Origin of the sequence: Pseudomonas sp. NFACC37-1 (assembly GCF_900101575.1) — a bacterium.
Lineage (GTDB): Bacteria > Pseudomonadota > Gammaproteobacteria > Pseudomonadales > Pseudomonadaceae > Aquipseudomonas > Aquipseudomonas fluorescens_AA.
Map to the genome: position 1 here is coordinate 51492 of NZ_FMUZ01000028.1, position 15120 is coordinate 66611.

A 15120-nucleotide genomic window follows, 5' to 3' on the forward strand; every position below is an offset into this window, starting at 1 on the left:
ACTTCGCGGATCGAGGTGTGGATGCGTTCGACAAAGCGGTTGAACGACGTGCCCAGTGCGCCGAATTCGTCATGGCCGTGAATGACCAGGCGGCGGGTCAGGTCGCCTTCGCCTTCGGCGATGTCATGCATGGCGCGGCCCATGGTCAGCAGCGGTTGCATCAGCACGCGGATCAACATGCCCAGCAGGGCGATGATGAACACCACCGCGATGACCATGGCGATCAACGCCGACGTACGGAACTCACTGAGCATCGCCAGGGCGGTGTCCTTGTCGAGCACCAGCGCCACGTACCAGTCGGCGCCCGGCACGCCGTTGACGCGGGTGAAGGAGATGAATTGGGTCTGGCCGTCGAGGTCGACTTCCTTTACCCCCGGGCTGATTTGCGGCGCGCCGTTGGGGTAGGCCTCGGCCAGGGTCTTGAGCACGCGCTTGCTGTCGGGGTGGATCAGGATCTTGCCGTCGGCGCTGACGATGAACGCGTGGCCGTGGCCGCCGAAGTTCAGCGAGTTGATGATGGCGCTGACGCTGGACAGGTCGATGTCCGCACCGGCCACGCCGATCATCTGCCCCTGGCGCTGTACCGGCGTGGCGACGGTGATCACCAGTTTGCCCGACGAGGCGGCGATGTACGGTTCGGTGACGATGGTTTGCTGTGCGCTGTTGGCGGCCTTGTACCAGCCCCGGGCGCGCGGGTCGTAGTCGGCGGCGCGATTGCCGGCCGGTACCGAGAACATCACGCCGTCGGTGCCGCCGAAATAGCTGAGCTGAAAGTTGCCGGTGTACGCCGGCAGGCCCACGGCGCGCTTGAGGCTGTCGGCACTGTTGCCGTCCACGGCGATCTGCTGGGCCAGCGACTGCAGCAACTGGATACGGCCGTCGACCCACGTCTGGATGTTACGGCTGGTCAGGTTACCGAGCTCCTGCATGGAGGTCTCGGTGCTGGCGTGCAGGCTCTGGCGTTGACGATAGTCGTTGAACAGGATGAAACAGGCGAATGCGACGGCCACCACGAGGGCGGCAGCCAGCAGGATTTTATGGCTGAATTTCATGTTTCTGGTCATTAAGAACACTACTGCGAAGGGGCGGGTCAGGGAGGGCTGTCAATTTGCCATAGCGCGGGGTTTTGCGCTGTGACTTTTTATCGGCGCAAAAGCCCGGCCCATCAGGCGCCAGGACCTCAGTCCCGACGAAAGGCACGATGGCGTCACAAACCGGGTGATTCATCGATGAAACACCTCTGCACAGCCAATAAATACTGGGGGCGTCAGGGAACCAGATAGGGGTTTTCTCTTCTAAGGATCAGGTTGGCACCCTGCCACCTCCCTTCCGTTCCAGGAGTTACACCATGTCGCTGCGATCTATCGCTCTGCTGTTTATGTGCGTCGTGTTGACCGCATGCAGCAAGGTCAACCAGGAAAACTATTCGAAACTGTCGGCTGGCATGCCCAAGGCCGAAGTCGAAACGTTGCTGGGGAAACCGACCGATTGTTCAGGCGCGCTCGGCATGTCCAGCTGTACCTGGGGCGACCAGAAAAGCTTTATCAGCGTGCAGTACGCCGGTGACAAAGTGTTGATGTTTTCCGGCCAAGGCCTGAAGTAAACCGAGGCCAGAGGCCTGCGGGAGAAAAATAATGATGCGGTTAGTTTTTGTGCTTTTGGCTGGCCTGGTATTGGCCGGCTGCGCCACTTCTGGCGAGGATCCGTTGGCGCCCAAGACGGTCAACAGCGTCAATCTCAAGCGTTACCAAGGGACCTGGTATGAGTTGGCCCGCCTGCCCATGTATTTCCAGCGCAATTGCGCGCAATCGGAAGCTCACTACATCCTCAAGCCAGACGGCAACGTGGGTGTGCTCAATCGCTGCCTGACCTCGGACTGGCAGTGGGAGGAAGCCAGGGGCACGGCCACGCCGCAGGTGCCGGGCAAGACCGACAAGCTCTGGGTCGAGTTCGATAACTGGTTTTCACGGATCGTGCCGGGCGTGGCGAAAGGGCAATATTGGGTGCTGTACGTCAGCGATGACTACAAGACCGCCATCGTCGGCGACCCGAGCCGCCGCTACATGTGGCTGCTGTCCCGCACACCGACCGTCAATAGCGTCGTGCGCGAGGAACTGCTGAGCAAGGCGCGCCAGCAGGGCTATGATACGACACGACTGATCTGGCGCGCGTCGGATCGGCAGATGGCCAAGACTTCGAATTGATCGGCTCCTGAGAACCCATGTGGGAGCGAGCTTGCTCGCGATGACGGACTTCCAGCCAACCTCAGTGTTGAATGTGAAGGCCTCATCGCGAGCAAGCTCGCTCCCACATTTTTTTATCCGCGTCAGTCTAGAAGTTCGCGCAGTACCTGGGTGAACGCCCGGGCACTTTCCTCTTCGCCGGCATGACGCCCATCACGCACAACCCACCGTCCACCGACCATCACATCCCGCACCTGACGATCGCCGCCGGCAAACAACCAGCGATTGAGAATCCCGTCGCCATTGGCCGTGGCCAGGTATGGGTCGTTGCCATCGAGCACCAGCCAGTCGGCGCGCTTGCCGATGTCGAGGGCGCCGATCGGTTGCCCCAGGGCTTGGGCGCCGCCTCCCAATGCTGCGTCGAACAAGGTGCGGCCGACCATCGGCTGATCCGTCCGGTACAAGCGGTTGCGCCGTTGGTCACGCAGGCGCTGGCCATACTCCAGCCAGCGCAATTCTTCGACCACGCTCAAGGACACATGGCTGTCGGAACCGATACCCAGGCGCCCGCCCTGGGCGAGGAAATCCACGGCCGGGAAAATCCCGTCCCCCAGGTTGGCTTCGGTGGTCAGGCACAGGCCGGCAATCGCCCGGCTCTTGGCCATGAGGCTGACTTCCTGGGCGTTGGCGTGGGTGGCATGGACCAGGCACCAGCGCTGGTCGACCTCAGTGTTTTCGTACAGCCATTGCAGCGGGCGGGCGCCGCTCCAGCTCAGGCAGTCATCGACCTCCTTCTGCTGCTCGGCGATGTGGATGTGCACCGGGCAATCACGGTCGCTGGCGGCCAGGACGTCCTGGATCTGCCCCGGTGTCACGGCGCGCAGCGAGTGGAAACACAAGCCCAGGGTCTGGGACGGTTGCCCGGCCAGGACCGGCTGCAAGCGTGACTGAAGCTTCAAGTAGTTTTCGGTGCTGTTGATGAACCGGCGTTGCCCGTCATTGGGCGCCTGGCCGCCAAAGCCGGAATGGCTGTAGAGCACCGGCAGCAGTGTCAGGCCGATGCCGGCGGCGCTGGCGGCGTGGCTGATGCGCAGGGCCAGCTCCGCCGGGTCGGCGTAGGGTGCGCCGTCGGTGTCATGGTGCACGTAATGGAATTCGGCGACCGAGGTGTAGCCGGCCTTGAGCATTTCTATGTACAGCTGGCGGGCGATGATGCCGAGTTGATCCGGGCTGATTTTTCCGACGAGGCGGTACATCAAGTCGCGCCAGGTCCAGAAACTGTCATTGGGATTGCCCGCCACTTCCGCCAGCCCGGCCATCGCCCGTTGAAAGGCATGGGAGTGCAGGTTCGGCATGCCCGGCAACAGCGGACCGCCCAGCCGCTCGGCGCCGTCTGCGTGGGAACCGGCCTGGATATGGGTCAGGACGCCCTTGGCATCGACCTCAAGACGTACATCATGGGCCCATCCACTAGGCAACAGCGCGCGTTCGGCAAAGAAGGCGGACATGGTTCAACCTCATTGTGCGTAATTTGTATATACATATACAGACGTTTGCCTGGCCGGTAAACTCCGGCAAGCTAGCAACCTTATCCGCAGAACAGGGAACCGCCGTGCCGACTCCGCCTGCCAAACCGCCGCTGGCCGCACACATGGGTGACAGTCCGGCGCCCTTGTACGCCCGCGTCAAACAGATGATCACCCAGCAGATCGACAGTGGAAACTGGCCGCCGCATTACCGCGTGCCGTCGGAAAGCGAGCTGGTCAGCCAGTTGGGCTTCAGCCGCATGACCATCAACCGTGCCCTGCGGGAAATGACCGCCGACGGCCTGTTGGTGCGCATGCAGGGGGTCGGCACGTTCGTGGCCGAGCCCAAGAGCCAGTCCGCGTTGTTCGAAGTGCATAACATCGCTGACGAGATCGCCTCCCGTGGTCATCGCCACACCTGCAAGGTCATCACCCTGGAAGAAGAAGCCGCCGGTTCCGAGCGAGCCCTGGCCCTGGACATGCGTGAAGGCCAGAAGGTGTTCCATTCGCTGATCGTGCATTTCGAGAACGACATCCCTGTGCAAATCGAGGACCGTTTCGTCAACGCATTGGTGGCGCCGGACTACCTCAAGCAGGACTTCACCTTGCAGACGCCCTACGCCTATCTGAACCAGGTCGCGCCGCTGACCGAGGGTGAGCATGTGGTCGAGGCGATTCTGGCCGAGCCGAGCGAGTGCAAGCTGCTGCAGATCGAGCGAGGCGAACCCTGCCTGTTGATCCGCCGTCGCACCTGGTCCGGGCGCCAGCCGGTGACCGCCGCGCGCCTGATCCATCCGGGTTCCCGTCACAGTCTGGAAGGGCGCTTTCATAAATGAGCCAGTTGAAGGTTTTACGCGCAGCAGATTACCCACGCATGCCATGGAAAAACGGCGGTGGCAGCACCGAGGAAATCACTCGCGATGCCGGCACTGGCCTGGACGGCTTCGGCTGGCGCCTGTCGATTGCCGATATTGCCGAGTCGGGTGGTTTTTCCACGTTTGCCGGTTACGAGCGGATCATCAGCGTCTTGCAGGGAGACGGTATGACGCTGAACGTCGATGGCCAGGCCACGGGGCCTTTGCACCCGCTGGACCCCTTTGCCTTCAGCGGCGAGAGCCATGTGCATTGCACCTTGCTGGGCGGCCCCATTCGGGATTTCAACCTGATCTATGCACCGCAGCGTTACCGCGCGCGATTGCAGTGGGTGGGCGGGCAGCAGCGCTTCTTCAGCGAAGCGGGGACGTTGCTGGTGTTCAGCGCGGCCCCGGGATTGACCATCAAGATTGGTGAGTCCGCCGTTGGACTGGGCCTCTACGACTGCTTGCAATTGAGCGGTAACACCGGGTTGGTGGATGTCTCCACTCACGGTCAATGCTGCGTGATTGAGCTGACGGCTCACTGAAATCGGCTTCCCTCACTGTGTGGCGCGGGGATTTATCCCCGCTGGGTCGCGGAGCGACCCCCTGCGTTTTTCCTGATGTGCCGAGTTGTCTGGATATAGGGCTGCTGCGCAGCCCAGCGGGGATAAATCCCCTCGCCACAAAAGCTCTTACGCATTGTTTCCTCTTTGCGCACCAATTTGTTACCGAATGCCCCAGCGTGGCGCAATACCCTGCATCTGTGACCCTCCGATTTCCCTCTCGAAAACCCTCTTGAAAAATTTCAGGCCGCTTAGCAGCCCTGAAATCACAAGGCTTTCAGCCAATTCCACAACCGTTTCTGAACACCACCTCCAACAAGTTGGCCGCTTGATTGCATATGCTTGTACATACAAGTAAAGACGTATGCGTATGAGTCACCGATCTTCTACGCAACGTTCGCTAAATCGCTGCCCACTGCCCGGGCTGGTCTGGATTGATCGCTGAGGAGTTTTTGCTGTGACCGACGCTACCCGCAAACCCGAAAAATACCGTGACGTTGAAATCCGTGCCCCTCGCGGTAACACGCTGACCGCCAAGAGCTGGCTGACTGAAGCGCCGCTGCGCATGCTGATGAACAACCTCGACCCGGAAGTGGCCGAGAACCCCAAGGAACTGGTGGTCTACGGTGGCATCGGCCGCGCGGCGCGCAATTGGGAGTGCTACGACAAGATCGTCGAAAGCCTGACCAACCTGAACGACGACGAAACCCTGCTGGTGCAATCCGGCAAGCCGGTGGGCGTGTTCAAGACCCACAGCAACGCCCCTCGCGTCCTGATCGCCAACTCCAACCTGGTGCCGCACTGGGCCAGTTGGGAGCACTTCAACGAACTCGACGCCAAGGGCCTGGCCATGTACGGCCAGATGACCGCCGGCAGCTGGATCTACATCGGCAGCCAGGGCATCGTCCAAGGCACTTATGAAACCTTCGTCGAGGCCGGTCGCCAGCACTACGACTCCAACCTCAAGGGCCGTTGGGTCCTGACCGCCGGTCTGGGTGGCATGGGCGGTGCACAACCTTTGGCCGCGACCCTGGCTGGTGCGTGTTCGCTGAACATCGAGTGCCAGCAGGTCAGTATCGATTTCCGCCTGAAAACCCGCTACGTCGATGAGCAAGCCAAAGACCTCGACGACGCCCTGGCGCGCATCGAGAAATACACTGCCGAAGGCAAGGCGATTTCCATCGCACTGTGTGGGAACGCTGCCGAAATCCTGCCGGAAATGGTCCGTCGTGGTGTGCGCCCGGACATGGTCACCGACCAGACCAGCGCCCACGATCCCCTCAACGGTTACCTGCCGGCCGGTTGGACCTGGGACGAATACCGTGCCCGCGCCAAGACCGAGCCCGCTGCCGTGGTGAAGGCCGCCAAGCAATCGATGGCTGTCCACGTCAAAGCCATGCTGGCCTTCCAGAAAATGGGCGTGCCGACCTTCGACTACGGCAACAACATCCGCCAGATGGCCCAGGAAGAGGGCGTCGAAAATGCCTTCGATTTCCCTGGTTTCGTCCCGGCGTATATCCGTCCGCTGTTCTGCCGTGGCATCGGCCCGTTCCGTTGGGCTGCGCTGTCCGGCGACCCCCAGGACATCTACAAGACCGACGCCAAGGTCAAGGAACTGATCCCCGACGACGCTCACCTGCACAACTGGCTGGACATGGCTCGCGAGCGCATCAGCTTCCAGGGCTTGCCGGCACGTATCTGCTGGGTCGGCCTGGGCCAGCGCGCCAAGTTGGGCCTGGCCTTCAACGAGATGGTACGCAGCGGTGAATTGTCGGCACCGATTGTCATCGGTCGCGACCACCTGGACTCCGGTTCCGTGGCCAGCCCGAACCGTGAAACCGAATCCATGCAGGATGGCTCCGACGCCGTTTCCGACTGGCCGCTGCTCAACGCCTTGCTCAACACCGCCAGCGGCGCGACCTGGGTGTCGTTGCACCACGGTGGCGGCGTCGGCATGGGCTTCTCCCAGCATTCGGGCATGGTGATCGTCTGCGACGGTACCGACGAAGCGGCCGAGCGTATTGCTCGCGTACTGCACAACGACCCGGGCACCGGGGTGATGCGCCATGCCGATGCCGGTTACCAGATCGCCATCGATTGCGCCAAGGAACAGGGGCTGAACTTGCCGATGATCACCGGCAAATAACGCAAAACCCCTGTGGGAGCGGGCTTGCTCGCGAAGACGGTTTTACATCCGACGCATGTGTTGAATGACACACCGCATTCGCGAGCAAGCCCGCTCCCACAGGGGGCTGTTCCACCATAGAGCCCCAAAACAATCCACAGAGGTTGAACCATGGCTGTCACCAGCACACGCGCAAGCAGCAAGCCGTTGATCGAGAAACGTTCGATCGACTACATCCCGGAAGCGGAGAGACACGGTCGGCTGTTGAGCCAGTTCACCCTCTGGATGGGGGCCAACCTGCAAATCACGGCCATTGTCACCGGTGCATTGGCGGTGGTGCTGGGTGGTGATGTGTTCTGGTCGTTGATCGGTTTGCTGATCGGCCAAGTGCTGGGCGGTGGCGTCATGGCCTTGCATGCCGCGCAAGGGCCCAAGCTTGGCCTGCCGCAGATGATCTCCAGCCGGGTGCAGTTCGGTGTGTATGGCGCGGCCATCCCGATCGTGCTGGTGTGCCTGATGTACCTGGGTTTCACGGCAACGGGCACCGTGCTTTCCGGCCAGGCGCTGGGCCAGTTGTTCAGCGTCAGCGACAGTGCCGGTATCCTGATTTTCGCCAGTGTCATCGTGCTGGTCACGGTGCTCGGGTATCGGGTGATTCACTTCATTGGCCGGGTCGCCAGCATCATTGGTGTGATTGCCTTCGTTTACCTGTTCGTTCGCCTGATCAGCCAGACGGACGTTGGCGCACTCCTGCAAATCCGCCATTTCAGCTGGAGCAGTTTCCTGCTGGCGGTGTCGCTCGCGGCCTCCTGGCAGATCGCCTTCGGCCCCTACGTGGCTGACTATTCGCGTTACCTGCCGAGCAAGACGTCCTCGGTAAAAACCTTTTTCGCCGCAGGCGCCGGCTCGGTCATCGGCGCACAGGTGGCGATGATCCTCGGCGTGTTTGCCGCCGCCTCGGCCAACGGGCAGTTCGCCGGTCACGAAGTGGCCTACATCGTGGGCCTGGGCGGTACCGGCGCCACCGCTGCGCTGCTGTACTTCAGCATCGCGTTCGGCAAGGTCACCATATCCACGCTGAACTCCTACGGCAGCTTCATGTGCATTGCCACCATCATCAGCGGTTTCCGTGGCCACCTGAACGTCACGCGCTTGCAGCGTCTGGTCTTCGTGCTGGTCATCGTCGGCGCCGCGACCCTGATCGCGCTACTGGGCCAGCACTCGTTCCTCGGTGCGTTCAAGTCTTTCATCCTGTTCTTGCTGGCGTTCTTTACGCCTTGGAGCGCGATCAACCTGGTGGACTACTACTGCATCACCCGCGAGCGCTATGACGTGCCGGCCTTGGCCGACCCGAACGGCCGCTACGGTCGGTGGAACACCTTGGGTATCAGCGTCTATGTCTTCGGTGTACTGGTTCAATTGCCATTCATCGCCACCAAGTTCTATACCGGTCCGCTGGTGGGAGCCATGGGCGGTGTGGATATCTCCTGGATCATCGGTCTGGTGGTCCCGGCGGCGCTGTATTACGTCCTCGCCAAGAAGTGGCACAGCGCAGTACCCGATCAATTGATCCTGCCGCTCGAGCAGGACGCGGTTGACGCACAACCGAGCAGGGCGGGCCGTATTCAAGCGGTCTGATGGGACGTTGACAGGGCTGGATGCCTCTTGACTGCCGTAAGCCAATCCAACTGATTAGGAGCGTCACATAATGAAGTCGAACAAGACCCTGCTGACCACATTGCTTTCCATGGGCCTGCTGGCCAGTGCCGGCGCCACGCAAGCGGCGGGTTGGTGCGAGTCGGGTAAACCGGTGAAGTTCGCCGGCCTGAACTGGGAAAGCGGCATGCTGCTGACCGACGTCCTGCAAGTGGTGCTGGAAAAAGGCTACGACTGCAAGACCGACAGCCTGCCGGGTAACTCCATCACCATGGAGAACGCCCTGAGCAGCAACGACATCCAGGTGTTCGCCGAAGAGTGGGTCGGCCGCAGCGAGGTATGGAACAAGGCCGAGAAGGCCGGCAAGGTGGTCGGCGTCGGCGCGCCGGTGGTGGGCGCCATCGAAGGCTGGTACGTGCCGCGCTACGTGGTTGAAGGCGACGCCAAGCGCAAGCTCGAAGCCAAAGCCCCGGGGCTGAAGAACATCGCCGACCTGGGCCAGTACGCCGCCGTGTTCAAGGACCCGGAAGAACCGTCCAAGGGCCGCTTCTACAACTGCCCGGCCGGCTGGACCTGCGAGCTGGACAACAGCGAAATGCTGAAAAGCTACGGCTTGGAAAAAACCTACACCAACTTCCGTCCAGGCACCGGCCCGGCGCTGGATGCGGCGGTATTGTCGAGCTACAAGCGTGGCGAGCCGATCCTGTTCTACTACTGGTCGCCAACGCCACTGATGGGCCAGGTGGACCTGGTGAAACTGGAAGAAAAACCGGGCGTGGATAAAAGCGTGAGCATCAAGGTCGGCCTGTCCAAGACCTTCCACGACGAAGCCCCGGAACTGGTGGCGGTGCTGGAGAAGGTCAACCTGCCGATCGATATCCTGAACCAGAACCTCGGGCGCATGGCCAAAGAGCGGATCGAGTCGCCGAAACTGGCGAAGATCTTCCTGAAGGAACATCCTGAAGTCTGGCACGCCTGGGTCAGTGAAGACGCTGCCAAGAAAATCGACGCGGCTCTGTAGGTCGAATCTTTCCCGGCCAACCGTGGGGCTGGCCGGGATGTTCACCGCATCCACTTGATCGAGAGTCTCTTATGTTTCCCGAAAGCTTTACCTTCTCCATCGCCGATTGGGTCAACGGTTGGGTCGACTCCCTGGTGACCAACTATGGCGATGTGTTCCGGCACATCTCCGACACCTTGCTGTGGGCCATCGTCAACCTTGAAGGCCTGCTGCGCATGGCGCCCTGGTGGCTGATGCTGGCCATCGTCGGTGGCATTGCCTGGCACGCCACCCGCAAGGTCGTGGCCACGGCAGTCATCGTTGGCTTGTTGTTCCTGGTGGGTGCGGTAGGCCTGTGGGACAAACTGATGCAGACCCTCGCGCTGATGCTGGTGGCGACGCTGATCTCGGTGTTGATCGGCATTCCCCTGGGCATCCTCTCGGCGCGCAGCAACCGCCTGCGTTCGGTGTTGATGCCGTTGCTGGACATCATGCAGACCATGCCGAGCTTCGTGTACCTGATTCCGGTGTTGATGCTGTTCGGCCTGGGCAAGGTCCCGGCGATTTTCGCCACGGTGATCTATGCCGCGCCGCCGTTGATCCGCCTGACTGACCTGGGCATCCGCCAGGTGGACGGCGAAGTGATGGAAGCCATCAACGCCTTTGGCGCCAACCGCTGGCAACAGCTGTTCGGCGTGCAACTGCCCCTGGCCCTGCCGAGCATCATGGCCGGGATCAACCAGACCACCATGATGGCCCTGTCGATGGTGGTCATCGCCTCGATGATCGGCGCCCGTGGCCTGGGCGAAGACGTGCTGGTGGGCATCCAGACCCTCAACGTCGGGCGCGGCCTGGAAGCGGGGCTGGCCATCGTGATTCTCGCCGTGGTCATCGACCGCATTACCCAGGCCTATGGTCGTCCTCGGCATGAGGTGAGCAAATGAGCAACGCAGCCGTCAGCAAGATCGAAGTCAAGAACGTCTTCAAGATTTTCGGCAATCGCTCCAAGGAAGCCCTGGAACTGATCCGCCAGAACAAGACCAAGGACCAGGTGCTGGCCGAGACCGGCTGCGTGGTCGGGGTCAACGACCTGTCGCTGAGCATCGGCACTGGCGAGATCTTCGTGATCATGGGCCTGTCCGGCTCCGGCAAGTCCACCCTGGTGCGCCACTTCAACCGGCTGATCGACCCCACCAGCGGCGCGATCCTGGTGGACGGCGAAGACATCCTGCAACTGGACATGGATGCCCTGCGCGAATTTCGCCGGCACAAGATCAGTATGGTGTTCCAGAGCTTCGGCCTGCTGCCCCACAAGAGCGTGCTGGACAACGTCGCCTATGGCTTGAAAGTGCGTGGCGAGAGCAAGCAGGTGTGCGCCGAGCGGGCGCTGCACTGGATCAACACCGTGGGCCTGAAAGGCTACGAGAACAAATACCCCCACCAGCTCTCCGGCGGCATGCGCCAGCGCGTCGGCCTGGCCCGGGCCTTGGCGGCGGACACCGACATCATCCTGATGGACGAAGCCTTCAGCGCCCTCGACCCACTGATCCGTGCGGAAATGCAGGACCAGTTGCTGGAGCTGCAAAAGACCCTGCACAAGACCATCGTCTTCATCACCCACGACCTCGACGAGGCCGTGCGCATCGGTAACCGCATCGCGATCCTCAAGGACGGCAAGCTGATCCAGGTCGGCACGCCCCGGGAGATCCTGCATTCGCCGGCGGATGAGTATGTCGATCGGTTTGTGCAGCGGCGAGCGGCGGTGGTGTGAGGCCGGACCCAGTTGTGTAAGGCCAGACGCGGTTGTGGCGAGGGGATTTATCCCCGTTGGGCTGCGAAGCAGTCCCATTACTTTCCATCCAGTTGTGTCAGGCTGATTTCACTGCCTGGTTCGGGGCCGCTTCGCGACCCAACGGGGATAAATCCCCTCGCCACAAATGTTATTGGCAGCTTATGTGTATGAGGCTTTAGATGTCCCAGGCTGAAAAAATCGTAATCACCGGCGCTCCGTTGCGCTGGCAGGACGTCGTCGCCGTCGCCCGCTTCGGTGCCGAGCTCGAGCTGTCGACCCAGACCTGGGCACGGATCGACAATGCCCAGGCCATTGTCCAGCGCATCGTCGAAAGCGGCGAGCGCGCCTACGGCGTCAATACCGGCCTGGGGGCCTTGTGCAATGTCTCGCTCAAGGACGAACAACTCAGCCAACTGTCACGCAACACCCTGCTCAGCCATGCCTGTGGCGTCGGCGCGCCGCTGACTGATGAACAGACCCGGGCGATCCTCTGCGCCGCTATCCTCAACTACAGCCAGGGCAAGTCCGGCATCCATCGCCGGGTGGTCGAGGCGTTGCTGGCACTGCTCAATCGCGGCATCACGCCGCAAGTGCCGTCCCAGGGTTCGGTGGGTTACCTGACCCACATGGCCCACATCGGCATCGCGTTGCTGGGCGTTGGCCAGGTCAGCTATCGCGGACAAATAGTCCCGGCGCAACAGGCCTTGGCCACCGAGGGTTTGCAACCGGTGCAACTGGGGGCCAAGGACGGTTTGTGCCTGGTCAACGGCACCCCGTGCATGACCGGCCTCAGTTGCCTGGCCTTGGCCGATGCGACGCGGCTGGTGCAATGGGCCGATGTGATCGGTGCCATGAGTTTTGAGGCCCAGCGCGGCCAGATTGCCGCGTTCGATGCCGAGATCATCGCCCTCAAGCCGCACCCGGGCATGCAGCAGGTCGGGGTCAACTTGCGGGCGTTGCTGGACGGCAGCGAGGTCATCGCCGCGAGCCTGGGCATTCGCACCCAGGATGCCTTGAGCATCCGCTCGATTCCCCAAGTGCACGGCGCGGCTCGCGATCAGTTGGCCCACGCCCGGCAACAGATCGAAACCGAACTCAACGCAGTCACCGATAACCCGCTGTTGCTGGGTACGCCGGAGAACTTCCGGGTCATGTCCCAGGCCAACCCCCATGGCCAATCGGTGGCCTTGGCGGCGGACTTGCTGGCGATTGCCATGGCCGAAATCGGCTCCATCGCCGAGCGTCGTCTAGACCGCTTGATCAACCCCCACGTCAGCGGCTTGCCAGCCTTCCTGGTGGCCAATCCCGGCGTGAACTCGGGGATGATGATCGTGCAATACGTCGCCGCGTCGCTGTGCGCGGAGAACAAGCAACTGGCGCAACCGGCGGTGCTGGACAATTTCGTCACCTCCGGTTTGCAGGAAGATCACCTGAGCATGGGCACCAACGCCGCCCTGAAGCTGCACCGGGCCCTGGAAAACTGCACGCAGATCCTCGCCATCGAGTACCTGCTGGCAGCCCAGGCTTTTGAGTTTCTCAAGGCCCAGCGTTTCGGCGCCGGCACCGACATCGCCTGGAAACTGCTGCGCGAGCGCGTTCCGGCCTACGACCAGGACCGCTGGCTGGCGCCGGACATCGCCAGTGCCGCCGGGTTGCTCAAGGATCCCTTTGTGCTGCACAACGCTTTACCTGATTTGAATTGATCGAAAAACGCCAGCGTGCCAAGACACCCATTGCCCACAAGGCATCGCCCAAAGCGAAGGTGACGGATAACGGAACATTCCGGAGCGACTGGCGGGTGAAAAAACAAAACTCTCAAAAGGAGCAATACATGACTGCCTTAAACCTGATTCCCGGCCAATTGAGCCTGGCTCAATTGCGTGACATCTATCAGCAACCCGTGACCTTGAGCCTCGACGCCAGCGCGTCGGCGCAGATCGAGGCCAGCGTCGCCTGCGTCGAGCAGATCCTGGCCGAGAACCGCACCGCCTATGGCATCAACACCGGTTTCGGCCTGCTGGCCTCGACTCGCATCGCCAGCGAGGACCTGGAAAACCTGCAGCGTTCCCTGGTGCTGTCCCATGCCGCCGGCGTGGGCGAGCCGATCAGCGATGCGCTGGTGCGGTTGGTCATGGTGCTCAAGGTCAACAGCCTGAGCCGGGGTTTTTCCGGCATCCGTCGGCAGGTGATCGATGCGCTGATTGCACTGGTCAATGCCGAGGTCTACCCGCACATTCCGCTCAAGGGGTCGGTCGGTGCGTCCGGTGACCTGGCGCCGCTGGCCCACATGTCCCTGGTGCTGCTGGGTGAAGGCAAGGCCCGCTACAAGGGCGAATGGCTGTCGGCCGTCGAGGCGCTGAAAGTCGCCGGTCTCGCGCCGCTGACCCTGGCCGCCAAGGAAGGCCTGGCGCTGCTCAACGGCACCCAGGTCTCCACTGCGTTTGCCCTGCGTGGCCTGTTCGAAGGCGAAGACCTGTTTGCCGGTGCCCTGGCCCTGGGCAGCCTGACAGTGGAAGCGGTGCTCGGTTCGCGCTCGCCGTTCGACGCGCGGATCCATGCCGCTCGCGGCCAGAAGGGCCAGATCGATGCCGCCGCTGCTTACCGCGATCTGCTGGGCGAGCGCAGCGAAGTCTCCGACTCGCACCAGAACTGCGACAAGGTCCAGGACCCGTACTCCCTGCGCTGCCAGCCGCAAGTGATGGGCGCCTGCCTGACCCAGTTCCGCCAGGCCGCTGAAGTGCTGGTGATCGAAGCCAACGCCGTGTCGGATAACCCGCTGGTGTTCGCCGCCGAAGGTGACGTGATTTCCGGGGGCAACTTCCACGCCGAACCGGTGGCGATGGCCGCCGACAACATGGCCTTGGCGATTGCCGAAATCGGCTCCCTGAGCGAGCGCCGGATTTCGTTGATGATGGACAAGCACATGTCGCAGTTGCCGCCGTTCCTGGTGGCCAATGGCGGGGTGAACTCCGGCTTCATGATCGCCCAGGTCACCGCGGCGGCCCTGGCCAGTGAAAACAAGGCGCTGTCCCACCCCCATTCGGTGGACAGCCTGCCGACCTCGGCCAACCAGGAAGACCACGTCTCCATGGCCCCGGCCGCCGGCAAGCGCCTGTGGGAAATGGCCGAGAACACCCGTGGGATCCTGGCGGTGGAATGGCTCGCGGCCTGCCAGGGGCTGGACCTGCGCGGCGGTTTGAAGACCTCTGCCAAACTGGAACGGGCCCGTGGTCTGTTGCGTGCAGAAGTGCCGTTTTATGAGAAGGACCGCTTCTTTGCGCCGGACATCAATGCCGCCAGTGAGTTGCTGGCGAGTCGGTGCCTGAACGAATTGGTCACGGCGCAGTTGTTGCCGAGCCTGTAAGGCTGTTCTGATCGTTCGATCGTTCCCACGCTCTGCGTGGGAACGCCTCATGGG

Annotated in this window: 12 protein-coding genes and 1 pseudogene; 11 read left to right on the plus strand and 2 right to left on the minus strand. The window is 62.1% G+C overall.

What is annotated here, in order from left to right; genetic code table 11:
• Positions 1-29: 29 nt before the first annotated feature.
• A pseudogene (locus BLP82_RS32150) lies at positions 30-1064 on the minus strand (cache domain-containing protein); the annotation flags it as partial.
• A 284-nt stretch (positions 1065-1348) separates the two neighbouring features.
• Here BLP82_RS32150 and BLP82_RS23285 point away from each other — a divergent pair.
• On the plus strand, positions 1349-1603 hold the full coding sequence (locus tag BLP82_RS23285) for a hypothetical protein (protein ID WP_003186715.1): 255 nt from the start codon (positions 1349-1351) through the stop codon (positions 1601-1603).
• A gap of 31 nt (positions 1604-1634) precedes the next feature.
• A complete protein-coding gene (locus BLP82_RS23290) occupies positions 1635-2204 on the plus strand; it encodes a lipocalin family protein (RefSeq protein ID WP_060739593.1) in 570 nt (189 codons plus the stop codon).
• Positions 2205-2326: 122 nt separating this feature from the next.
• On the opposite strand, the gene BLP82_RS23295 is transcribed toward BLP82_RS23290, so the two are convergent.
• Positions 2327-3691, minus strand: coding sequence for a formimidoylglutamate deiminase (locus tag BLP82_RS23295; protein WP_092173422.1), 1365 nt, complete (start codon positions 3689-3691; stop codon positions 2327-2329).
• A gap of 143 nt (positions 3692-3834) precedes the next feature.
• Here BLP82_RS23295 and hutC point away from each other — a divergent pair, with 143 nt between their 5' ends.
• The 9 genes from hutC to hutH (BLP82_RS23340) all read left to right on the plus strand — a co-directional run bounded on the left by hutC (position 3835) and on the right by hutH (BLP82_RS23340) (position 15066).
• A complete protein-coding gene (gene hutC, locus BLP82_RS23300; protein WP_170842365.1) occupies positions 3835-4545 on the plus strand; it encodes a histidine utilization repressor in 711 nt (236 codons plus the stop codon).
• On the plus strand, positions 4542-5111 hold the full coding sequence (locus BLP82_RS23305; RefSeq protein WP_092173425.1) for a HutD/Ves family protein: 570 nt from the start codon (positions 4542-4544) through the stop codon (positions 5109-5111). The genes hutC and BLP82_RS23305 overlap by 4 nt, the downstream gene beginning before the upstream one ends.
• A 475-nt stretch (positions 5112-5586) precedes the next feature.
• A complete protein-coding gene (gene hutU, locus BLP82_RS23310) occupies positions 5587-7275 on the plus strand; it encodes a urocanate hydratase (protein WP_039592729.1) in 1689 nt (562 codons plus the stop codon).
• 150 nt (positions 7276-7425) lie between these two features.
• Positions 7426-8892 carry a purine-cytosine permease family protein gene (locus tag BLP82_RS23315; RefSeq protein ID WP_092173427.1) on the plus strand — a complete coding sequence of 489 codons (1467 nt, stop codon included), beginning with the start codon at positions 7426-7428 and terminating at the stop codon, positions 8890-8892.
• A 70-nt stretch (positions 8893-8962) separates the two neighbouring features.
• Positions 8963-9931, plus strand: a complete 969-nt coding sequence (locus tag BLP82_RS23320; RefSeq protein ID WP_014336129.1) for an ABC transporter substrate-binding protein — start codon at positions 8963-8965, stop codon at positions 9929-9931.
• A 71-nt stretch (positions 9932-10002) separates the two neighbouring features.
• Positions 10003-10854: an ABC transporter permease gene (locus BLP82_RS23325; protein WP_003196893.1), complete on the plus strand. Its 852-nt coding sequence runs from the start codon at positions 10003-10005 to the stop codon at positions 10852-10854.
• Complete coding sequence (locus BLP82_RS23330; RefSeq protein WP_072345081.1) at positions 10851-11681, plus strand: quaternary amine ABC transporter ATP-binding protein; 831 nt, start codon at positions 10851-10853, stop codon at positions 11679-11681. The genes BLP82_RS23325 and BLP82_RS23330 overlap by 4 nt, the downstream gene beginning before the upstream one ends.
• 200 nt (positions 11682-11881) lie before the next feature.
• Complete coding sequence (hutH, locus tag BLP82_RS23335) at positions 11882-13405, plus strand: histidine ammonia-lyase (RefSeq protein WP_092173430.1); 1524 nt, start codon at positions 11882-11884, stop codon at positions 13403-13405.
• 128 nt (positions 13406-13533) lie between these two features.
• On the plus strand, positions 13534-15066 hold the full coding sequence (hutH, locus tag BLP82_RS23340; protein WP_092173433.1) for a histidine ammonia-lyase: 1533 nt from the start codon (positions 13534-13536) through the stop codon (positions 15064-15066).
• The last annotated feature ends 54 nt before the right edge of the window (positions 15067-15120 follow it).